The sequence below is a fragment of the uncultured Thiohalocapsa sp. genome (genome assembly GCF_913063425.1).
Classification (GTDB): domain Bacteria; phylum Pseudomonadota; class Gammaproteobacteria; order Chromatiales; family Chromatiaceae; genus Thiohalocapsa.
On the sequence record NZ_CAJXYK010000033.1, the window covers coordinates 26,287 to 46,613 of the forward strand.

Sequence of the window (20,327 nt, forward strand, 5' to 3'; positions counted from 1 at the left end):
GCGGGTCAGTGCTTCCGCACCTTGTGCTGCTGTCATTGCTTGCGGCCGGCATTCCGGTGGGCGCTGCGCTCGCGGCAACTGCCGACGCGGCGCCGGGGGACGTGCGGGTCGCCGCCGACGACGTTCTGCTGGAGGTGAGTGCGGACACGGACGCGCCCTATGTGCAGGCACGGGTGCGGTATCGGGTGCGCGTGCTGGCCAGGGTGCCGTTACGGGACGCAACGCTGTCGGCGCCGACGGCCGATGGCGCGCTGCTGCGGCGGGTGGGCAGCGACCGCCGCTTCGACCTGGAGCAGAGCGGCCAGCGCTATCGTGCCAGCGAGCGCCTGTACGTGGTGGTGCCCGAGCAGCCCGGACCCCTCACCATCGCAGGCCCCACCCTGTCCGCGGCGGTGCCGGAGCGGGCACTGGAAGGCGCTCCGGCGGACGCGCTCATCGAGCGCCGAGTGGTCCTGTCGCGCACTGCGCCGGATCTGGTTCTTCAGGTGCGGCCCCCGCCCACGACGGCCGCGCATGCCTGGCTGCCGGCGGAGTCCGTGTCCATCAGCGAGCGCTGGCAGCCGGAGCCCGACCGATTGCGCGTCGGCGACCCCTTGCAGCGGCGCATCGTCATCGAGGCTGCGGGCGTCGGAGCAAGCGCCCTGCCGCTCCCCGCCACGCCGGCGGTGCCTGGGCTTCGCGTCTATCCGCAGCGTGCCGAGCATGATCAGCGCCAAATCGGCGAGGACCTTGCGGTGACGACTGTGCTGGAGCAGACCCTGGTGCCGACGACCCCCGGGATTCTGTCGCTGCCTGCGGTGCAGGTGCCCTGGTGGAGCCTCGGCATGGACGAAGCCCGCATCGCCAGCCTGCCTGCCCGGCAGCTGGTCGTGACCGGGAGCACGGTCGGGGCGCCCCCGACGCGGGATACTGCCGCTGCGGACACCGGTTGGCGGGAGCGCTTTCTCGCCCGGGCGGGCGCTGACCTTTGGGGACCCTCCGGACTGGCCTTGGCACTTGGCCTCGCGTGGCTTGTGACGCTGTTCCTGTGGTGGCGCGAGCGCCGGCGCAGGGGTCGCGCAGGGCAGGGCGAGCGTCCCCGGGTCTTGGCCGCCGCAATCCCTGTGGAGGAGTGGGTGCGACGTTTCCGCCGTGCCTGCGAGCGGGATGATGCGGCGGCGGCCCGGGAAGCCCTCGCGGGCTGGGCGGCGGCGGTCCAGCGCTCGCGCGGCGTGGGCAGGCTCGGCACTGCGACGCTGCTGCGGGAGCAGGGTGCCGCCGATGCAGCACTGGCCGTGGTGCGCGAGCTCGATCAGCGGCTGTGGGGCCGTCACGACGCGAGCAACCCCTGGCGTGGCGGCGAGGCCCTTGGGCTGTTGTTGCCGCTGCTGCGTGAGGCCGGCGCCGCCGAGGCGCAGGCCGCCGCCGACCGCGCCGGGCTGCCGGCGCTCTTCCCCGTGCGCGGCGGGGACGGGTGAAAGCGGCCCCCGCCACCCGTCCTGCGGCACGACGAGGGGCGGGCGGTAGGCTGAGGGCGCCGCTCGAAGGCGCCGGCAGCCGGCCTTGGGCAGGACGCAGGCGCGCGGGGTCAGGCGCCCCAGCGACGCACACGCCCCGTATCGAGATGAACGAAATCCGAGCGCGGATAATAGCCGACGCCGCCGCGGCTCAGCGTCAGCGCGGCATCACGGATGTTCCGGGTCGGCATCTCGGTCAGGCGCACGTCGATGGCCTGGCCGGTCATGTGCAGGCTGCGCCGGGCGACCCCGGAGGAAGTGCGCCGCAGCCGGTTGTTGGTGCGCGGCGAGCGGTAACCGCTGATGATCTCGAAGGTGCCGTCGTCGTGGCCGAGGCGGCGCTTCACGTCGTAGAGCAGATCGAACAGCTGCGGGTCGATGGCGGTCTCGTCGCCGGTGCGGAAGTCCCGCAGGAAATGATTCAGGCGTTGCAGCGCGCTGCGCTGGTAGTTGTCGCCGATGCGGTAGGCGACGCTCAGGCGCTCGTCGGTGTGCAGGTGATGCAGGGACAACGTACGGACATCGGCTGAGGCGCTGTGACGGGCAAAGGCTGGTGCGGACGCAACAGCTAATGCCGCGCCGAGAAAGTATCGGCGGTTCATTGATTTCCCCCAATTAAACGGCTTTTTGTGCAGCCTGAGTATAGACGCCGCCGGAGCAAATGCAACGGTGGAACCACCATAAATTCGATGCTTGGCAGCGACTGATGATGCAAAGCCTGACGAGAGAACGATAAGCTGTTATTTTGATTGTGCAAACAGCTTTCGTTGGTCTCTTCGTGTGCTATACTCTGTCGCATCCTCGCAACCCTACGACAGGCTCACTAGGGTAAACCCGTATGCGTGCGATGTCACCCCCCTTCGGCACCCCCTTCGGCATCCAGTCCCGCAGGGATGACCCTCGCCGTCCTCTGCTCCAAGGCGTTTTGGTGCTGCTCTGTCTGGGCTTGCCTGCGGCGGTGGTGCCGGATGTGTACAAGTACGTGGACAAGGACGGCAACGTCTATTTTTCCGATGAGCCCCTGTCGGGCGCCCATCTGAGCTTGGAGTGGAAGCGCACCTCCAAGCGCCTGGCCGCCGAGAACAAGCAGCAGTCCGAGGCGCATCGGCGGCGGCAGGAGGAGGCCATGGCGCGGGTGCAGGCGCGGCTCGACAGTCATGCGGTGAACGTCTCGGCGGCCCGGCCCTCGGCGCCCGTGAGCGGCTCCATGTCGGAGCGCCGCGCCCGGTATCGGCACCTTATCGAGGCCAATGCGAGCCGCTATGGGCTGAGCCCGGCATTGCTGCACGCGGTGATCCGCACCGAGTCCGCCTACAAGGCCAACGCCCTCTCGCACGCCGGTGCCTGCGGACTGATGCAGCTCATGCCCGCCACCGCCGCCCGCTTCGGTGTCGGCGATATCTGGAGCCCGGCCGAGAACATCCGCGGCGGCTCCGCCTACCTGCGCTTCCTGCTCGATCTTTTCGACGGGGACCTGCGCCTGGCCCTGGCGGGCTACAACGCCGGCGAGAACGCGGTGAAGAAGTTCGGCAACCAGATCCCGCCCTACCGCGAGACCCAGGACTACGTGCGCAAGGTCCTGCGCCACCTGGCAGCCGAGCGGCTTGCTCACCGCTCCTGATTGCCCGGGCCGGCGGCGATGGTGACGGAGACCATCGCTGCGGCCCGCCCTGATCAGCTCGGGGTCTGTGGCAGCGGCGGAGGCGCTGCGGGCGGTGGGTCATCGTCTGCCGTACCGTCCGCCGGCGGCACGGCGTGTGCTGCGGCCTGCCCGAGGGGGGAGGTCGCCGTGGGCTCGCCCGCCGCGGGCGCGGCCGCCTCGTCCTCCTGGCTCAGGGCCTTGCGGATGGAGACGAGCGCGCGCTCGATGAAGGGGTGCTGTTGTTTGGGGATCACGCGCGCTTCACCTGAGAGCATGTCGCGGGCCAGCTCGCGGAGTGTCTTGACCTCCGCCTGCATGCCGGCCCGATCGACGAACATGCAGGTGGAGGTGAGCAGGCTCATCCACGACAGCTTGACCCGTTTGACCGCGCCGCTATCGCCGTCGCGCAGCTCGAACCATGTGCCGAACTTGGTCTTGCGCAGCCGCTCGATCATCACGCGCTCGTCTTCGTCGAGCACGGTCTCGTCGCTGTCGTCGACGATGGCGCGCATGTAGCTCGAGGGTGTGGAGATCTCGTGGGCGCTGTCCTGGGTGCTGTCCTCGCGTCCGGGCTGGGTGCGCCACTCCCGCGGATCCTCCAGCAGCGCAGTCAGCCGCTCCATGGCGGCGTGGTTGTGGCTGCCAAGGCTGCGGACGGCGTTTTGGATGCGTGCGCGCAGGCCGGGCAGGCCCGGCAGCCGACGCTCCAGCTCGGCGTCGTTCAACGCCGGGTCGAACAGCTCGATGAGCTGGCGCGCGATGTCGATGGCGTCCGCCCAGGCCTCGCTGTCCTCACCTGCCTCGTTGCGCAGGAGAATGAAGGCGAGCAGGTCGAGCCAGGTCGGCCGCAGAAAGGTCACCAACGCCGGTGGGAGGGAGCGGTCCTGGGTGAGCGCGTGAATTTCCTTGGCGGCGCGCTGTCGGGCGAGCTGAAGCCGCTCGCGACCGCGGGCGGCCTCGGTGGTGCGCCGCTCCATGGTGTCGGTGCGCTTGCGCTGCTCGGCGACCGCGCCGTTGAAGTACTCCAGCAGCTCGTCGAACAGCGAGACGTCGTCGCTGAATTCCTGCAGCACGCGGTCGACGACGCGCTGGATGTGTGGATAGATGCCGCGGTTGGGGTGGGTTTCCTCCATCCACAGGCTGCCGGCCTCGACCATTTCGTCCAGCAGCCGGCGGGCGGCGTGGTCGCTGTTGACAAGCAGCCGCCGGTCGATGAGTGCCAGCTTGAGGTAGGGCGTGTGCAGGTGGCTGATGAGGGCCTTGGCGGAGTTGGGCAGCACCGGGTCGTTCAGCATGTACTCGAACAACAGGCCGATGAGATCGATGAGGTCGGCGTCCACAGGCGCGAGCTTGTCGCGGTCCAGCGCATCCAGCACCTGCTCGCGCTCGTCCTCCAGGGCCTGCTTGACGCGGCCGACGAAGCGCTGGTCCATCTGCATCTCGCCGCTGCCGCTGACGGCGGACCGCGTCGGCCGCTGCGGCGGCAATTGATCGAACGCCGAAATCACCTGTGCGCGCGGTATGGGTGAGCTCCCGGCGCCGGCGTTGGCGCCCCCGCGGCGCTTGGACATGAGCTCCACGACGCTGGCGAACAGATCGCCGTTGTCGTCGCCGCCGGCCTGTCCGGAGTCGGCATCGCCGGACCTGTTGCGCTGCTCCTGCTCCGCCCGCGCGCGGATCTCGCGCTCGCGCGCCTTCTTAACGCTCACCGGCTTGATGTGCGGCAGAATGCCGTCGTCCTTGAGCAGCTGGTTCATCTGCCGATACACGGACTGCATGTCGCGCATCAGGAGCTTGTCGAAGAGCGCGTAGAGGACGATCTTGACCTTGACGTCCACCTCAAGCTGGCGCAGGGCGGTGCGCAGCGCCTGCACCAGCTGGTGCGGGCCGCCAATGATTTCGTAGTCCTTGATCTTCTTGCCGTCGTTGACGACGGCCAGCCGTTGGCTCAGCGCATACAGCTCCGGGAAGCAGTTGGCGTTCGCCTTGATGATGATGTTTTCGCAGGCGACCGACTCCTCCATGTCATCGGGGGCGATGAGGGACAGCTCCGCTGCGCCGCCGGCGCTCGCTTCTGCGGGTGGCGGCGGGGCATGGCCGAGCTCGTCGAAGCCCCGTGCCACGGCCTCGAGGAAGGTGCGCAGGATGCGGTCGCGGTGGTGGCTCAGGTGCGAGATGGCCTCGAAGAAGCGGCCCTGCACCGTATTGGATTCCGCACGCTCGGCGAAATCCAGCAGCGCGGAGTTGGCCTGATCGAGCACGGCCGTCAGGCGCTGATTGCAGTAATCGAGCAGCGGTGCCCGGCAGCGGGCCAGTGACGCCGCGCGCTGCGTGCCCTTGGCGGCGGTGCTGCTGGCGGAATCGGTCATGTCGAGCCAGTCTTCTCTGTCGGGGCGTGCGGCAGCCGTGGCCGTCCTGTCCCACTGTGCCGGCCGCAAGATGCCGGCCCGCAGGCGCCAGCGGGATGTACGTCCCGGCCCGGCTCGGTTCAGTCCTCGCCGATCACCCGTTCGTCGCGCGGCGTGGAAAGCAGCTTCTCGGCCTCGCCCTGTTGGTTGGCGAAGATGAGGCGATAGTCGCCGTCGTCTTCCGGCGCTCGTTCCTGGCGCAGGCTGCGCACCAGGGCGCGTGCCTCCTGGTAGCGGTCTTTGGTGTCGATGTAGCGCAGTTCCAGGTTGGGGGAGACGCGGTACACGAAGTAGGGCATGCAGGTCACCTCAGGGTCTTGGGCCGGATAGTCGGGCCGGACAGGCGGGCCGGACAGGCGGGCCGGACAGCGGGGCCGAACGGCGGGGACGGATGCCTTTGCTCGCCGAGCGCCATCCGCAGCTGATCGCGTCGGCGCTGGGTCGGCGTCGGGCCCGCGCGTCAGGGCGCTTGCCGAAGCGCATCCGCCTGCGACGGTGCTTCAGGGTTTTCTCAGAATCAACCCCGAAAAGCAAGGCATGGTGCGCTGTCATGGGCTGGGAATCCCGCTTCGACGGCGGTATCGGCCACGGCCGGTGGCTGCCGGCCGCCCGCCCTAAATTCTGCTGTATCGGTCATAGGAAAAACCTGGGAAAACCACTACGCCGGCTATGGTAAAGTCCGGGCTGCTTGCCAGGCGGCAACAGACCGCCGGCGCGCGCCGGGTGCGTGCGTCCATCGCGCAGCACAGCCGGCCCGCGGCCGCCCGTGGGCCCACATCAGCGCGCCCCCATTCCGGCCCGACAACGGCTTCGGCACCACGAACAGAACAGCGCCAAATCACCGAGGCAATCATGATCAAACCCGTAGGTTCGACAGAGCTCAAGCCACGATTCGTCTACGACCCCGACCGCCATCATGCCCTGATGCACGAGGCGGAAAGTCTGCCTTCCATCACCATCAGCTCGCAGGCGGCCGGCAACGCCGTCATGCTCGGCGGTGGCTATTTCACGCCGCTCACCGGTTACATGACCGTCGCCGACGCCGTGAGCGTCGCGGAGACCATGCGCACCACCGACGGGCTGTTCTTCCCAGTGCCCATCATGTGCCTGGTGCCGGATGTGGCGGCCATCGGCGATGCCCGTCGCATCGCGCTGCGCGACCCGAACATGGAAGGCGAGCCGGTGCTCGCGGTGATGGATATCGAGACCATCGAGACCGTCACCGACGAGCAGATGCAGCTGCTCACCGAGCGCGTCTACGGCACGCTCGATGCCGAGCATCCAGGCGTTGCTGCGTTCAACGGCCAGGGGCGCACCGCCCTCTCCGGCAGCATCGAGGTGCTGCACTTCTCCTACTTCCAGGATGACTTTCCGGATACCTTCCGTACCGCGGTGGAGATCCGCAACGAGATCGCCGAGCGCGGCTGGCAGCGCGTGGTCGCCTTCCAGACGCGTAACCCCATGCACCTCGCGCACGAGGAGCTCTGCCACATGGCCATGGAGCGCCTGGAGTGCGACGGCCTGGTCATCCACATGCTGCTCGGCAAGCTCAAGCCCGGCGATATCCCGGCCCCGGTGCGCGATGCTGCCATCCGCAAGATGGTGGAGCTGTACTTCCCGCCGAACAGCGCCATGGTGACGGGCTACGGCTTCGACATGCTCTATGCCGGCCCGCGCGAGGCCGTCCTGCACGCCTACTTCCGCCAGAACATGGGCGCGACCCACTTCATCATCGGGCGTGACCACGCCGGCGTCGGCGACTACTATGGCCCCTTCGATGCGCAGACGATCTTCGATAAGCAGGTGCCGGAAGGCGCCCTGGACATCGAGATCTTCAAGGCAGACCACACCGCGTATTCCAAGAAGCTCAAGAAGGTGGTGATGATGCGCGAGGCGCCGGACCATTCCAAGGAAGACTTCGTGCTGCTCTCCGGCACCAAGGTGCGCGAGATGCTGGGCCAGGGCATCGCGCCGCCGCCCGAGTTCAGCCGCCCGGAGGTGGCGCAGATCCTGATGGATTACTACCAGTCCCTGAAGTAACCCCCGACTCAGGCCGCGGACCTTTGGGCGGTCGGCGCCGGTGCCATGCCGCCCGCTGGGGGCGGCCGTGAACCGTCGTGGGGCCGGCGTGGAGGCGCACATGCGGATCGGGCAGGCGGAGGTTGCGGGAATCGGTCTGCTGCTTGGGCCCGTGCTTGCCCTGGCGGCCTGGCTCCTCCTGCCCGCCGCCGAGCCCGGCGCGGCCAGCGCCGGGGCTGGCTTGGATACTGCCGGGCGTGCCACCGCGGCGGTCGCACTCTGGATGGCCGTATGGTGGCTCACGGAGGCGGTGCCGCTGGCGGCCACGGCCCTGCTGCCGGTGGTGCTCTTCCCGCTGCTCGGTGTCGCTGACATCAGGGCGGCCACGACGCCCTATGCCAACCCGCTGATTTTTCTCTTTCTCGGTGGCTTTCTGCTCGGGCTCGCCGTGCAGCGCTTCGGGCTGCATCGGCGCATTGCGCTGTGGATTCTGTTGCGCGTAGGCACCAGCCCGCGGGCGCTGGTGGGCGGCTTCATGCTGGCGGCAGCGCTGCTCAGCATGTGGATCAGCAACACCGCCACCGCCATCGTCATGCTGCCCATCGGTGTCAGCGTTCTGGGTCTGCTCGCGGAGCAGGGCGGTGACGACACGGACCCGGCGGCCCGGCGCGCCTTCGGTACTGCGCTGGTGCTGGGCATCGCCTACGCCTGCTCCATCGGCGGCACCGGTACCCTGGTGGGTACACCGCCCAATCTGGTGCTCGCGGCCTATGTGCGCGAGCACTACGGCACGGACCTCGGCATGCTCCGCTGGCTCGGCATCGGTCTGCCGCTGGTGGCCGTGCTGTTGCCGCTCACCTGGCTTTATCTGACGCGCATCGCCTTCCGCTTGCCGGCGACACCGCTGCCGGCGGGGCAAGCGGTGCTGACGGCGGAGCTCGATCGCCTCGGCCCCATGGGCTTCGGCGAGCGGGTCACCGCAACGGTTTTCGCGCTGACCGCGGCGGGCTGGCTTTTGCGCCCACAGCTGGCGGAATGGACCGGTCTCGACGGCCTCACGGACGCCGGCATCGCCATGCTCGGCGCGCTCATGCTCTTTGTGCTGCCGGCAGGCCCGCGGCCGGCTCCCGGGCAGCCGAGGCCGCGGGCCCTGGACTGGGAGACGGCGAAGGCCGTGCCCTGGCAGATCCTGATCCTGTTCGGCGGCGGGCTCAGTCTGGCGGCCGCCATTGCCGCCAATGGCGTGGACGGGTTCATCGCGAGCGGCCTGGGCGGCCTAGGCGGGCTGCCCACCTGGGCGCTGGTGCTGGCGGTGGCCGCGCTGGTGGTGCTGCTGACGGAGATCACCAGCAACACGGCGGTAACCACGACCCTGATGCCCGTACTCGCCGCCACCGCCACTGCCACCGGCGCACCCCCGGGCATGCTGCTCACCGCCGCCGCCCTGGCGGCGAGCTGCGCCTTCATGCTGCCCGTCGCAACGCCGCCGAATGCCATCGTTTTCGCCTCCGGCCAGGTGAGCATTGCGCAGATGGCCCGGGCGGGCGCCGGGCTCAATCTGCTCGCGGTGCTGGTGGTGACCGCCGTCGTGACCCTCGGCGGCCGGCTGATCCTCGCCTAGCTGGCCTGGACGGGCAGGCCGCGACCTGGCGGCGGTCCGCGGCGCCTATTGGGGTAACCGTCCCCGTTTTTGTGTCCCCGAAAAAAGGGGACGGTATACTGAATTTGATGGCGCGCTTTCGGGCCGGTTGCGGGGACTGAGATCAATCGTCCTGCGCGCCTCCTGGGCCGGGCAGGGCGCGCAGGAACAGCGTCTTGAGATAGGCCGTCTCGGGGATGGCCGGATGCACCGGGTGGTCCGGGCCCTGGGCGCCGGCGAGGAGCAGCTGCAGCTCCTGGTCGTTGCGGCGGGCGGCCGCCTGCACCGTGCGCAGGAAGGCGTCGCGACTGAGGTGGAAGGAGCAGGAGGAGGTGATCAACAGACCGCCCGGCTCCAGCAGGGCGAGGCCCAGGCGGTTCAGGCGCTCGTAGGCGCGGGTGCCCTCGCGCTCGTCCTTGCGGCGCTTGATGAAGGCGGGTGGGTCCAGGATGACGCGCTCGAAGCGTGCGCCGTCGTCTCGCAGCGCCCGCAGCACCTCGAAGGCGTCGCCGTGCAGGGTGTCGATGCGCGCAGCGAGGCCATTGCGCTCGGCATTCAGGGTGACGCCGGCCAGGGCGCTGTCGGCGCTGTCCACGAAGGTGACCGCGTCGGCGCCGCTGGCGGCGGCCCCGAGGCCCCAGGCGCCGAGCCAGCAGCAGACATCCAGCACCCGCCCGGCCCGCCCGAAGCGGCGCTGCGCGAGGCGGTTGTCGGCCTGATCGAAGAACCAGCCGGTTTTCTGACCGCTCCCGGGGGCGATGGCGAACTGCACGCCGCCCTCGCTGAGCGTGATCTCGCCGGGGTCTTCGCCGAGCACCCAGTCGATGCCCTGATCCAGCCCTTCCAGCGCCCGCACGGCGGTGTCGTTGCGCAGCACGATGCGCGTCGGCCGCAGCACCTGCTCCAGTGCTGCCACCACCAGGGGCTTGAGGCGGTCCATGCCGGCGGTGGTGAGCTGCACCGCCAGCAGATCACCATAGCGGTCCACCACCAGGCCCGGCAGACCGTCGCCTTCGCCGTGCACCAGCCGGTAGTAGGGCTGGGCGTAGAGCCGCTCGCGCAGCGTGAGTGCGGCGCGGATCCGCTGCACCAGCAGCGCGGCGCCGAGGGGCTGACCCCGCCGGCGGCTCACCAGCCGGGCGCAGATGAGGGAATGCGGGTTGGCGTAGCCGTGCCCGAGCCAACGGCCGCGATGGGCGATGAGCTCCACCGGCTGCCCCGGTGCCAGGTCCGCAAGCGGCGTGGCCGCGATGTCCACCTCGTTGCTGTACACCCAGGCATGGCCCGCCAGCAGGCGGCGTTCCTGATCCTTCTTGAGACGCAGCGGGACGGGGTTCATGGTGGCTCCCTCGGTGGCTCGGCATAACCTTTCAGCTTAGCGCCAAAGCGTCCGGTCTGCCGCAGCTGGCGGGAGGTGCCCGACGGGGCTGGCGCAGCCAGGTCAGCGCGTGGGCGCCGCGGGCCTGACCCGGCCCAACAAGTGGCTCACGGCCTCGCGCAGCAGGCCGGTCACCGCAGCCTTGCCCGTGGCGCCCAGGTGCAGGGCGGCCTCGGCGGGCCTGTGGTGTTGGAGGCCGCAGGCGATGACCGCGTCGGCCTCTGCCTGGGGCAGGGCGCCGTCGGCGAGGGCCTGGGGCAGCGCGGTGCACAGCAGCCGGTGCAGCGCCGGCCGGGTGGCGTCGAGCCCGCGGGCGGCCCGGGCGAAGGCATCCAGCTCACGGCGCTCGGCATCTGCAAGGGGCTCGGTCGCGCCCGGGGCGCCCGCCAGCAGGCCGGCGACCACGGCGGGCGGAAGGTCGCGCAGGGGGCCCGCCAGCAGCACGCCGAGCCGCGGCATCAGGCGCTTACAGCCCAGCTGCACAACGGCCTCGCCGGCGGGTGTCAGCGCGCGCAGCAGCACCGCTGCGTGGGCGCCGCTGGCGGCGTTGCGGCGGCTGCCGATGTGCACGGGCGCGAGGCCGCAGCGGCGCCAGAACCGCAGCAGCGCCGGCGTTGCACCGAAGCTCGTGCCCAGCAGGTCGGCCCCATCGGTTGCGGCCTCTGCGGCGATGGCGGCAACCAGCCGTCGGCCCAGGCCACGGCGGCGGGCGGCGGGGTGCACCGCAATGCGCAGCACGCGCCGACAGCCGAGCGCCGGTGCCGCGCACAGTCCGGCGTGTGCGGACAGGGTCTGCGGCAGCAGATGGCCCTGCGGGCGGCGGCGGCCCGCGAAGATGGGCTCCAGCAGCGTCGCCGGCAGCCGACCTTCACGGCCTGTGACGGCGGTGGCCAGCACGGTCTCGCCCGAGCGCAGCAGATGCACGGCGATGTCCGGCGCGTCCAGCAGCTGGCGCAGGTCCGAGGGCCTCGTCTGGTAATGGCCGAGCACCAGCAGCCCGAAGACCTGGCGGAGCAGCGGGTCGTTGTCGGCAAGATGGTCGCGGTCCGGCGTTTCGCTGTGGATTTGGTGCCCGCCGGTGCCGAGCAGCGCCGCGACCTCGGCATCCGCCGCCGGCTCGGCATCGAGCAGCAGCGCCCGGTTGACCAGCGCCTCCAGCGGGTCGTCCGCCGCCCAGCGAATGGGTGCGCTGAGCCTGAGTGCCCGCCAGCCGGGCGTGCGCCGGTCCAGCACGCCGCGGAAGCGCACGTCGAAGCCGCGCCCGGTGCCTTCGTAGCCGTGCACGGTGGTGGCGAAGACGCTGCGCGGATAGTGTTGGAGCATGCACTCCAGCAGGGGTGCCGGAATGCCGGCGGCCTCGTCCACCAGCAGCAGGTCCGCCGGTGGCGTCTCGGCCAGCAGCGCATCCGGCGGCAGATAGCGCGGGGCGGCAGTGCCCGCATGCCGCAGCACGGCCGCGGCAGCGCTGCGGCGGGGCGCCGTGAGCAGGATGCGGGAATTCTGTCCGATCTGCAGCTGTGCCGCCGCCAGGCCCATGGCCGCGGATTTGCCGCGGCCGCGGTCGGCGGTGAGCACCAGCGGGCGGCCGGTACGCCCCTGCGCCGCAGCGAGGATGGCCGCGACGGCCCGTGCCTGGTCCGGCGTTGCGGGCACGCGGTCGGATGGGTCGGGCAGGGGGGCCGACACGGGCGGCAGTCGCAGCTGGGTTGAGTCGGCCGCCGGTATGGCGAGGTCTTCTCCGTCCGCCGGCGCATCGATCTGCTGCACCGCAGCGCTCCCGTGCAGCAGCCGGCAGAGGCGCCGGAGCAGTCGGCCGGCGACGTCCTGCGGCTGATGCGGAAAGGTCGCGAAGCGCGCGGCGGCGGGGTCTGTGTGCTCGGGCCAGTCCGCGGCGGGGGGCGTCAGCAGCACGAGGAGGCCGCCCCCGCGCAGGGTGCCGACGGTGGCACCCAGCGCATCCAGATCCAGCCCCGCCCAGGCATCCACCATGAGCAGGCCATATTCGCGGCCGAGCCCGGACGTGCGGCGGTTCGGGTCGGCGCTGCTGCCGCGGGTGCCGAGCCAAAGGGTGTCCGGCACGTCCAGTGCGGCGGCAATGGCCTCCGCCGCCGCCAGCGTCCATTGGGTACTGCCGGCGAGCCAGAGCAGGCGGCGCTCGCGGGTGCCCGCGATTTGCGCCAGCAGCCGCGCGGCGGCGGTCAGCGCCGCTGTGTGCACCCCGGGCGCAGTGGCCGCCGTGGCCTCAGGCAGCGCGCTTGAGCGGCAGCCGATGGAAGCGCCGGCCGGTGGCCGCCGCCAGGGCATTGGCCACCGCCGGTGCGATGACGGGTGTCGCCGGCTCGCCGACGCCGGTGGGCGCCTCGGTGGAGGGCACGAGATGGACCTCCACCGCCGGCATCCGGTCCATGCGCAGCACCAGATAGTCGTCGAAGTTGGACTGCTGCACGGCGCCGTCCACAAGCGTGATCTCGGACATCAACGCGGCCGAGAGGCCGAAGCCCATGCCGCCCTCCATCTGCGCCACCACCACGTCCGGATTGACCACGGTGCCGCAGTCCACGGCGATAACCACGCGGTCGACGCTGAAGCCGTCATCGCCGTCCAGCGTCACCTCGGCCACCATGGCCACATAGCTGCCGAAGGACTTGTGCACGGCGATGCCGCGACCGCGGCCGTCGGGCAGCGGCGGGTCGTACCAGCCGCCCCGTTGGGCGGCGAGCTTCAGCACGTCGCGCTCGCGCGGGTGCTCGCCCATCAGGGTCACGCGGAAATCCACCGGGTCCTTGCCCGCCGCGGCGGCCAGCTCGTCCAGCATGCACTCCACCGCAAAGGCGGTGTGCGTGGAGCCCACGGCGCGCCACCACTGCACGGTGACGGGCAGCTGCGGGGAGTGCAGGTCCACGGCCTGATTGGGGATGGCGTAGGGGATCTCCTTGGCGCCCTCCACCGAGGTCTGGTCGACGCCGTCCACCACCAGCGCCGGCTCGAAGGCCGTGCCGGTGATAATGGACTGGCCGACGATGCGATGCTGCCAGGCCACGGGCTTGCCGCTCGCGTCCAGTCCGGCCTTGAGCCGGTGCAGGTAGAGCGGGCGGTAGAAGCCCGCACGGGTGTCGTCCTCGCGGGTCCAGATGAGCTTGACGGGGGTCTTGCCGCCGGCGGCCTTGAAGATGTGCGCCGCCTCGACGAGATAGTCCGACTGCGGATTGGCGCGCCGGCCGAAGGAGCCGCCGGCGTAGAGCATCTCGATGCGCACCTGTGACGGCTCGAGTCCCAGCACACCGGCCACCGCCTGCTGGTCGATGGTCTGGAACTGCTCGCCGTTGATGACCCGCACGCCGCCCCCGGCATCGGGCGTGATGACGCAGTCCATGGTCTCCATGGCCGCATGGGCCAGGAAGGGCACGCTGTACTCGGCCTCGATGACGGTCTCTGCACCCGCCAGTGCCTGCTCGGCATCGCCAATGCTCGTAACCGGCTTGCCCGGCCGCTCGGCGAGCTTGCGGTAGTCGGCGAGGATCTCCGCCGAGCCCTGCGTGAAGGCGCCGGACTCGTCCCAGTCCACCGTCAGCGCGTCCCGGCCCTGCTGCGCGGACCAGAAGTCGTACGCCAGTACGGCGACGCCGCTCGGGATCTGCACCACCTGCTCCACGCCCGGGACGGCACGGGCTGCGCTGTCATCGAAGCCCCGCACCTTGGCGCCGAACAGGGGTGGATGGGCGACGCAGGCCGTGAGCATGCCCGGCAGCCGCACGTCCTGCGTGAACTGCGCGACGCCGGTGCACTTGGCCTTGCTGTCCTTGCGCGGCAGGAAGGCCTTGCCGATGAGCTTGAAGGCGGACGGATCCTTGAGCGTCGGCGCCTCGGGCACGGGCTGTGCGGCGGCGGCCTCCGCCAGCTCGCCGAAGCCTGCGCTGCGCCCGCTCTTGGGATGGCTCACCACACCGTCCACGACGGTAATCTCCGCCGCCGGCACCTGCCATTGCTCGGCCGCCGCACCCACCAGCATACCCCGGGCCGCGGCGCCGGCCCTGCGCATCTGCTCGTACGCGTTCGCGATGGCCGTGCTGCCGCCGGTGCCCTGCACCTGACCCCAGAACAGATTGTTGTAGCGCGCGTTGTCCACTGGGGCGCCGACGGGCTGGACCTGCTCCCAGCGGGCGTCCAGCTCCTCCGCCACCAGGGTGGGCAGGCCGGTGAAGGTGCCCTGGCCCATCTCCAGGTGCTTGCAGACGACGGTGACGCTGTCGTCGGTGCCGATGCGTACGAAGGCATTGGGTGCAAAGTCGCCCGCCGCCGCGGGCTCGCCCCCAGCCATGCCCGGTCCGGCGACGCGCCCCGCGCCCGCCATCTGGCCGCGGGCGGGCAGCCAGACGCCGAGGGTGAGGCCGGCGGCGGCGCCGGCGGAGGTCTTCAGAAAGGAGCGCCGGCCCCGGTCCACGGTGTCGGTCGTGGCGGCAGTCGCAGCGGCGGGGCTCAGGTTGACGATCTTGGGTGTGCTCATGCGCGTCTCCTAGTGGCTGGGCCGTTGGGGGGCTGGGCCGGTGGGGGACTCGGGCCGGTGGGTGCTTGACAACGGCTCAGGCCAGCGCCTGGGCTGCCTTGTGGATGGCCTTGCGAATGCGCGCATAGGTGGCGCAGCGGCAGATGTTGCCGGCCATGTCGGCGTCGATGGCCGCATCGTCCGGTTCCGGGTTGGTCGCGAGCAGCGCCGTCGCCTGCATGATCTGCCCGGACTGGCAGAAGCCGCACTGCACCACGTCGAGGTCCTGCCAGGCCTGCTGTACGGCCTGGCCCACGGCGCCCTGGGGGCCGTCCGGCAGGCCCTCGATGGTGGTGATGTCCTGGCCCACGGCGGCACTCACCGGCAGGGAGCAGCTGCGGATGGCGGCGCCGCCCAGGTGCACCGTGCAGGCACCGCATTGGGCGATGCCGCAGCCGTATTTGGTGCCGGTGAGGCCCACGTGCTCGCGCAGCGCCCAGAGCAGGGGCATCTGCGGGTCGATGTCCAGTTGGTGTGTTTCGCCGTTGACGCGAAGCTCGATCATGGCGGGTCTCCGGGCTGCGGGGTCAGGTGGTTTGCGGGGGGGTGAGCAGGCGGCTTCCGGTGTGGGCTGCTCCGGGTGTGGGCTGCGTAGGCGCACGCCGGCGCCGGCGGCGCCCATCATAACGACTGCCAATGTCTGCGCGCGCCGGGCGATGCCAAGGGGCTTTGGGGCCGGGCGCCGGCAGGCGGTGGCCGATGGGTCTCGCAAACGCCGCGGCGCAGGCGGCGAGGGCCATCGTTAGAGGCGGTGCTCTGGGTGTGCTTTATCGGTGAAGCCTATCAAGACATCAGGCACGATCGTCTGGTCTTTTAAGTGAGAACGACTATCATTTGCAACCAACAGACGAAAGCACATCGGAGCACACCCATGACCAAGACCATCAGCTTCGCCATCATGCACTTCAGCGTCGCCTTCGGCGTCACTTATGCGCTCACCGGCGACATCCTCATCGGCAGCGCCGTGGCCCTCGTCGAGCCGGCCGTCAACACCGTCGGTTATCACATCCACGAGCGGGTGTGGGCGCGGTTGCGCGCGGGCCGCGGTGGGCAGGATCGACCCGGCCGCATGGACGCGCCGCTTGCCGCCTGAGCCTGCCCGCTGCGGTGGGGCCAGGCGTGAGATCTCGAATCGACTGTCCCGGGCTTGCCGCCGCTGCGGCAGCAGACGGCCTTGAGGCACCCGCCTCAGCGCTCTTTTCCGTCCATGCGCCAGGCATCGATGGCGGCGGCGTCGATGCCGCCGTCGCGCGCATACAGGCGGTCCAGCTCGGCGCGCTTGTCCGCGGGGGCCAGGTCCATGAGGCGGCCGGCGGAGAGCGGCTGCATGCTGTCGTCGAGTACGCCGCCGCCGGTGACCTCTGCCAGATAGATGCTGCGGTCGCCGCTGCTCATGGCGTTCTCCACGCGACAGTCGAGCCACGCCATGGGGCCGCGGACGCGGGGGTTGCCAAGCGGCGTGCGGGTGTCGGGCAGGTCGGCGTACTTGTCCGCGTCCTTGCCCGTGGCGAGACCGAAGCGCCAGACCAGCTCCAGGGCCGTTTCCGGCAGCAGGTACACCGCAAAGCACCGGCTCGCCTCGATCATGCGCCAGGTGTGGTGCTGACGGGCGATGCCGGCGACCATGCGCGGGCGATCGCGGACGATGGAGGCGCGGGCGACGAAGGTGGCGATACAGCCGCCGCGGGTGCTGCCCGGCTCGGGCGACTCGGCCGCGGTGACCAGCCACAGCGGCGGGTCGTAGAGATGGTAGACGGCATTGACCGCGGCGGCGGCGGTCTTGTCCAGCGGTTGCGGGTGGCTCGGTCCGGGGGCGTTTGCTGGCATGGCGGCGGTGGGCTCCTTGCTGACCCTGACACCGGCCGCGCGCCCGGGGCGGGCCGGCATCGGCGGCTGGCGGTGCCCCCTACTTGACCAGCGCCACCGGGATTTTCAACCGCCGGACGACGTTCTGCGCCACTGAGCCCATCAGCAGCTGGGTGACACCGGAGCGCCCATGGGTGCCCATGACCACCTGGTCGAACTTCTGCTCCTTGGCGAAGCGGGCGATGGTCTGCGCCACGTGCCCCACCAGCACGTGCCAGTTGTAGGCCACGCCGGCGGCATCCAGGCGCGCCATGTAGGGCTTGAGCACGGCCATGCCCTCGTCGCGGTGGTAGGCGGCGATGTCGTCGTCGGAGACGAACATGCGCGCATGGCCGGAGTCGACGGGCAGCTGCACGGAAAGCAGGTGCACTTCGATGGGCTCTTCGCCCTGGGTCATGGCCAGCACATGGTCCAAGGCGCGGTCGGAGAACGCCGAGCCGTCCACGGGCAGCAGTACCTTCGTCATCCGCCCGGCCCTCCGCTTGTCGGCCTTGTTGCGCGATTTAGCCATGCCGGCCTCGCTCGCCGTCATGGCGACCGCTGGCGACCTCTTCCAGCGGTGCCGGACGTGCCCGGCGTGCGAGCCGGGTACCCTGGACGATGACGAAGAGGGCACCGCACGCCGCCGCCGGATAGTGTACCCAATGCGGCAGATGGTGCATCACGCCCGCCAGCGCGGCATCGGTGACCAGCATCTCGCCGGCGATCCAGCCGAGCAGCCCGCCGCCCAGGGTGATGATGAAGGGGAACCGGTCCATCAGCATCAGCACCAGCTTGCTGCCCCAGACGATGATGGGAATGCTCACCATGATGCCGAAGGCCACCAGCAGGATGTCGCCGTCCGCGGCGCCGGCAACGGCGATGACGTTGTCGAGGCTCATCACGGCATCGGCGATGACGATGGTCTTGACGGCGCCGAACAGGTGGCTCGGGGCGTCCACGGCGTCCGCATGCACCTCCGGCTCCGGCTGCAGCAGCTTGACGCCGATCCAGAGCAGCAGCAGCGCCCCGGCCACTTTGAGGAAGGGCAGGGTCAGCAGCTGCAGCGCAAAGAAGATCAGGGTAAGGCGCAGCGCAATGGCGCCGAACACCCCCCAGAGAATGCCCTGGTTGCGCTGTTTCTCGGGCAGCCGCCGGCAGGCGAGCGCGATGACCACGGCATTGTCGCCGCCGAGCAGGATGTCGATGGCGATGATCTGGAGTACCGCCACCCAGAAGCCGCCGTCGGCCAGGGCCACCTCATGCATGCCGGCGGCCGCAGGGTCGGCGCGGTGCGTGGCGCCACCGCCGGGCTCGGTGCGCTAAGCCGCTGCGCAGAAGACCCCTGCGGGTGCATGGGGGCGCAGTCGGCATCAGCCCGCGGCCTCGGGCTGCGGACCGGTGCTCTCCGTCGCCGCGATGCGGTGGCCGGCGTAGAAGCGCGTCGCCGCCAGGCCGATGAGCCGGGTCACTGCAGCCATGGACAGGGCGCCGGCGCCCACCGACACCCAGGGCGCCGTGGTGTAGCCGGCGAGGAGCTGCGGCGCCGCGCCGCCCATGCCGGTGGCGCCGACGACGGCGAGCATCTCCGGCACCCGCGCGAGGTCGTCGATGTCCTCGCCGTAGACGCAGGCAATCTCCAGGATCAGATACAGGTGCATGCGCGTCAGCAGCGAGGCGGCGCCCACCACGCCGGCGAGCTTGAGAAACTGACCCGCCGCCGGAAACAGGCCCGGCACATAGAGCAGGCCACCGCCGACGGCGGCAAGGCCCGTCTTGGCATCCACCAGCCGCCGGGCGCGCGTGCGCAGGTCGTCGTCCGGGAACTGGGCCTCCAGCTGGCGCACGGTGCGGCGGATCTCATTCTTGCGCAGCCGCAGGAAGAAATAGAAGAACTCCTCGGCCGCCAGGGACTGGCGACGGCCGACGGAGTGTGTCGGTCCGTAGTTGTCTGGGCTGGGGGCATTGCCGTCGGCGGCGTCCATGGGGCTCCGGGGTTGCTGGCTGACCTCAAGCCCCAGCATAGCGGACCTGAGCCGGACCTGAGCCGAGTTGGGCCGGACCGGAGCCGAGCTGGGCCGAGCTGGGCCGAGCTGAGTTGGGGGGGCGGCGAATATGACAGTTTTATGACGATGCGTAAAGGCGGCCGGTGGCGGCACGCCGGCCCCGGGCGCTTGGGGGGCGTGGCGACAGATTTGGACAGCGCATCGGACGCGCTTGCGCTGGGCGCGGTGCGGCCATTTCGCCTAAGCTTAGGGGCATGAGCACCCCTGAGGCATCCACCGCCGCCGTCGATCGCCGTGATCCGGCCGCACGGCAGCTCGTCGCCGCCGGGCTGCCCGCCTATGCGGCGCGGGAGCTCGCCTGGGCGTACGAGCGCCTGGAGCATCCGTCGCTGGCCGCCCGGCTCAGCGATGTGCTCGCCTCACCCTTCGAGGAGGCGATGAAGCTCATACCGCGGCGCTGGAAGCAGCGCCTGGACCACGCGGTTGAAACCAACATGTACCGCACGCTCAAGATGGCCATGGGCTCCATGGACCAGCGCGAGCCCATGCCCTCAAGCGACCTGCTGCACCGCGCGCTGGTGACGGGCACCGGCGCCGTCGGCGGCTTCTTCGGGCCCCTCACCGTGCTGGCAGAGCTGCCGGTGGCCACGGCGCTGATGATGCGCTCCATCGCCGACATCGCCCGCAGCGAGGGCGAGGACATCATGGGCAGCCGCGAGGCACGGCTCGCCTGTGTGCAGGTGTTCGCCCTGGGCGGGCGCACCAAGGACGATGACGAGGCCGAGGTCGGCTACTACGGCATGCGCATCACCCTGGGCCTGCACTTCGAGAATCTACTGGAGTTTGCCGGCAAGGTGGACGGCCCGCACGTTCCGGCCGCCATCCAGCTGGCGCGCGCTGTGGCGGCGCGCTTCGGCGTGGTGATCTCGGACAAGCTCGCCGCGCAGCTGGTGCCGGTGGCGGGTGCGCTGAGCGCCGCCACCCTGAACCTGATCTTCATGCAGCACTACCAGACCGTCGCCCGCGGGCATTTCATCGTGCGCCGGCTGGAGCGCGACTACGGCGCCCAGGTGATCCGTGACGCCTACTCCCTGCTGCGCGAGCAGGACCGGCTCGGCTCCCGGGATTTCAGCCCCATCGAGGGTTGGTGACGCTTCGCTCTTGGACGCGCAGGTCTCGCCGGCGAGTGCCCGGTTCTGGGCGCAAGCGATATTGATTGCCGGGCTTTCCAGGTAAAGTTTCAAGCCCGGCGACGCCCTCTCCGGGTTCCTCCGTTGTCAACGGCCGATGCTGCTCAACAATGGCGGTGTGTCCTGCCCCTTGCGGCAAACGCCGATACATCCGCATGCCC

17 protein-coding genes are annotated in these 20,327 nt (G+C 70.3%); 6 read left to right on the plus strand and 11 right to left on the minus strand.

Annotated features, from left to right (window positions below; all coding sequences use genetic code 11):
• Positions 1 to 8: 8 nt before the first annotated feature.
• The gene (locus QZ607_RS16850; protein ID WP_295884935.1) at positions 9 to 1,457 is read left to right on the plus strand and encodes a hypothetical protein; all 1,449 of its coding nucleotides are present in this window, start codon (positions 9 to 11) and stop codon (positions 1,455 to 1,457) included.
• A gap of 110 nt (positions 1,458 to 1,567) precedes the next feature.
• Here the strand turns inward: QZ607_RS16850 and QZ607_RS16855 are convergent, their stop codons facing one another.
• Positions 1,568 to 2,098 (minus strand): DUF882 domain-containing protein, encoded by a 531-nt coding sequence (locus QZ607_RS16855; protein ID WP_295884937.1) that lies wholly within the window; start codon positions 2,096 to 2,098, stop codon positions 1,568 to 1,570.
• Between the two features lie 245 nt (positions 2,099 to 2,343).
• Between QZ607_RS16855 and QZ607_RS16860 the strand changes: the two genes are divergently transcribed.
• Positions 2,344 to 3,117, plus strand: coding sequence for a lytic transglycosylase domain-containing protein (locus QZ607_RS16860; protein WP_295884939.1), 774 nt, complete (start codon positions 2,344 to 2,346; stop codon positions 3,115 to 3,117).
• A 53-nt stretch (positions 3,118 to 3,170) separates the two neighbouring features.
• Here QZ607_RS16860 and QZ607_RS16865 read toward each other — a convergent pair whose 3' ends face one another.
• Together QZ607_RS16865 and QZ607_RS16870 are read right to left on the minus strand one after the other, a co-directional pair.
• Positions 3,171 to 5,507 carry a DUF1631 domain-containing protein gene (locus QZ607_RS16865; protein WP_295884941.1) on the minus strand — a complete coding sequence of 779 codons (2,337 nt, stop codon included), beginning with the start codon at positions 5,505 to 5,507 and terminating at the stop codon, positions 3,171 to 3,173.
• A gap of 119 nt (positions 5,508 to 5,626) precedes the next feature.
• Entirely contained in the window at positions 5,627 to 5,845 is a 219-nt protein-coding gene (locus QZ607_RS16870) for a hypothetical protein (RefSeq protein WP_295884944.1), read from the minus strand.
• 553 nt (positions 5,846 to 6,398) lie between these two features.
• Between QZ607_RS16870 and sat the strand changes: the two genes are divergently transcribed.
• Together sat and QZ607_RS16880 are read left to right on the plus strand one after the other, a co-directional pair.
• Positions 6,399 to 7,586, plus strand: a complete 1,188-nt coding sequence (sat, locus tag QZ607_RS16875) for a sulfate adenylyltransferase (RefSeq protein WP_295884947.1) — start codon at positions 6,399 to 6,401, stop codon at positions 7,584 to 7,586.
• A 100-nt stretch (positions 7,587 to 7,686) separates the two neighbouring features.
• The gene (locus QZ607_RS16880; RefSeq protein ID WP_295884950.1) at positions 7,687 to 9,186 is read left to right on the plus strand and encodes a DASS family sodium-coupled anion symporter; all 1,500 of its coding nucleotides are present in this window, start codon (positions 7,687 to 7,689) and stop codon (positions 9,184 to 9,186) included.
• 142 nt (positions 9,187 to 9,328) lie between these two features.
• Here QZ607_RS16880 and QZ607_RS16885 read toward each other — a convergent pair whose 3' ends face one another.
• The 4 genes from QZ607_RS16885 to QZ607_RS16900 all read right to left on the minus strand — a co-directional run bounded on the left by QZ607_RS16885 (position 9,329) and on the right by QZ607_RS16900 (position 15,630).
• A complete protein-coding gene (locus QZ607_RS16885) occupies positions 9,329 to 10,543 on the minus strand; it encodes a class I SAM-dependent rRNA methyltransferase (RefSeq protein WP_295884952.1) in 1,215 nt (404 codons plus the stop codon).
• A gap of 102 nt (positions 10,544 to 10,645) precedes the next feature.
• Entirely contained in the window at positions 10,646 to 12,799 is a 2,154-nt protein-coding gene (locus QZ607_RS16890) for a GNAT family N-acetyltransferase (RefSeq protein ID WP_295884955.1), read from the minus strand.
• Between the two features lie 25 nt (positions 12,800 to 12,824).
• Positions 12,825 to 15,086, minus strand: coding sequence for a xanthine dehydrogenase family protein molybdopterin-binding subunit (locus QZ607_RS16895; protein ID WP_295884959.1), 2,262 nt, complete (start codon positions 15,084 to 15,086; stop codon positions 12,825 to 12,827).
• A 76-nt stretch (positions 15,087 to 15,162) separates the two neighbouring features.
• On the minus strand, positions 15,163 to 15,630 hold the full coding sequence (locus QZ607_RS16900; RefSeq protein ID WP_295884964.1) for a (2Fe-2S)-binding protein: 468 nt from the start codon (positions 15,628 to 15,630) through the stop codon (positions 15,163 to 15,165).
• Between the two features lie 366 nt (positions 15,631 to 15,996).
• Here QZ607_RS16900 and QZ607_RS16905 point away from each other — a divergent pair, with 366 nt between their 5' ends.
• Positions 15,997 to 16,218 (plus strand): DUF2061 domain-containing protein, encoded by a 222-nt coding sequence (locus QZ607_RS16905; protein ID WP_295884967.1) that lies wholly within the window; start codon positions 15,997 to 15,999, stop codon positions 16,216 to 16,218.
• A gap of 95 nt (positions 16,219 to 16,313) precedes the next feature.
• On the opposite strand, the gene QZ607_RS16910 is transcribed toward QZ607_RS16905, so the two are convergent.
• The 4 genes from QZ607_RS16910 to QZ607_RS16925 form a co-directional block, all read right to left on the minus strand.
• The gene (locus QZ607_RS16910; protein WP_295884970.1) at positions 16,314 to 16,952 is read right to left on the minus strand and encodes a flavin reductase family protein; all 639 of its coding nucleotides are present in this window, start codon (positions 16,950 to 16,952) and stop codon (positions 16,314 to 16,316) included.
• A gap of 79 nt (positions 16,953 to 17,031) precedes the next feature.
• The gene (locus QZ607_RS16915; RefSeq protein WP_295884972.1) at positions 17,032 to 17,457 is read right to left on the minus strand and encodes a universal stress protein; all 426 of its coding nucleotides are present in this window, start codon (positions 17,455 to 17,457) and stop codon (positions 17,032 to 17,034) included.
• A 37-nt stretch (positions 17,458 to 17,494) separates the two neighbouring features.
• A complete protein-coding gene (locus tag QZ607_RS16920) occupies positions 17,495 to 18,238 on the minus strand; it encodes a TerC family protein (RefSeq protein WP_295884975.1) in 744 nt (247 codons plus the stop codon).
• Between the two features lie 105 nt (positions 18,239 to 18,343).
• Complete coding sequence (locus QZ607_RS16925) at positions 18,344 to 18,955, minus strand: hypothetical protein (protein ID WP_295884978.1); 612 nt, start codon at positions 18,953 to 18,955, stop codon at positions 18,344 to 18,346.
• Between the two features lie 275 nt (positions 18,956 to 19,230).
• Here QZ607_RS16925 and QZ607_RS16930 point away from each other — a divergent pair, with 275 nt between their 5' ends.
• On the plus strand, positions 19,231 to 20,127 hold the full coding sequence (locus tag QZ607_RS16930; RefSeq protein ID WP_295884981.1) for an EcsC family protein: 897 nt from the start codon (positions 19,231 to 19,233) through the stop codon (positions 20,125 to 20,127).
• Positions 20,128 to 20,327: the final 200 nt, after the last annotated feature.

Bases quoted from the DNA above. Each gene is read 5' to 3' on its own strand.
- QZ607_RS16855 (WP_295884937.1), bottom strand. From the start codon at position 2,098: ATGAACCGCCGATACTTTCTCGGCGCGGCATTAGCTGTTGCGTCCGCA.
- QZ607_RS16895 (WP_295884959.1), bottom strand. From the start codon at position 15,086: ATGAGCACACCCAAGATCGTCAACCTGAGCCCCGCCGCTGCGACTGCC.
- QZ607_RS16885 (WP_295884952.1), bottom strand. From the start codon at position 10,543: ATGAACCCCGTCCCGCTGCGTCTCAAGAAGGATCAGGAACGCCGCCTG.
- QZ607_RS16865 (WP_295884941.1), bottom strand. From the start codon at position 5,507: ATGACCGATTCCGCCAGCAGCACCGCCGCCAAGGGCACGCAGCGCGCG.
- QZ607_RS16900 (WP_295884964.1), bottom strand. From the start codon at position 15,630: ATGATCGAGCTTCGCGTCAACGGCGAAACACACCAACTGGACATCGAC.
- QZ607_RS16920 (WP_295884975.1), bottom strand. From the start codon at position 18,238: ATGCATGAGGTGGCCCTGGCCGACGGCGGCTTCTGGGTGGCGGTACTC.
- QZ607_RS16905 (WP_295884967.1), top strand. From the start codon at position 15,997: ATGACCAAGACCATCAGCTTCGCCATCATGCACTTCAGCGTCGCCTTC.
- QZ607_RS16870 (WP_295884944.1), bottom strand. From the start codon at position 5,845: ATGCCCTACTTCGTGTACCGCGTCTCCCCCAACCTGGAACTGCGCTAC.
- sat (WP_295884947.1), top strand. From the start codon at position 6,399: ATGATCAAACCCGTAGGTTCGACAGAGCTCAAGCCACGATTCGTCTAC.
- QZ607_RS16930 (WP_295884981.1), top strand. From the start codon at position 19,231: ATGAGCACCCCTGAGGCATCCACCGCCGCCGTCGATCGCCGTGATCCG.
- QZ607_RS16915 (WP_295884972.1), bottom strand. From the start codon at position 17,457: ATGACGAAGGTACTGCTGCCCGTGGACGGCTCGGCGTTCTCCGACCGC.
- QZ607_RS16910 (WP_295884970.1), bottom strand. From the start codon at position 16,952: ATGCCAGCAAACGCCCCCGGACCGAGCCACCCGCAACCGCTGGACAAG.
- QZ607_RS16880 (WP_295884950.1), top strand. From the start codon at position 7,687: ATGCGGATCGGGCAGGCGGAGGTTGCGGGAATCGGTCTGCTGCTTGGG.
- QZ607_RS16925 (WP_295884978.1), bottom strand. From the start codon at position 18,955: ATGGACGCCGCCGACGGCAATGCCCCCAGCCCAGACAACTACGGACCG.
- QZ607_RS16860 (WP_295884939.1), top strand. From the start codon at position 2,344: ATGTCACCCCCCTTCGGCACCCCCTTCGGCATCCAGTCCCGCAGGGAT.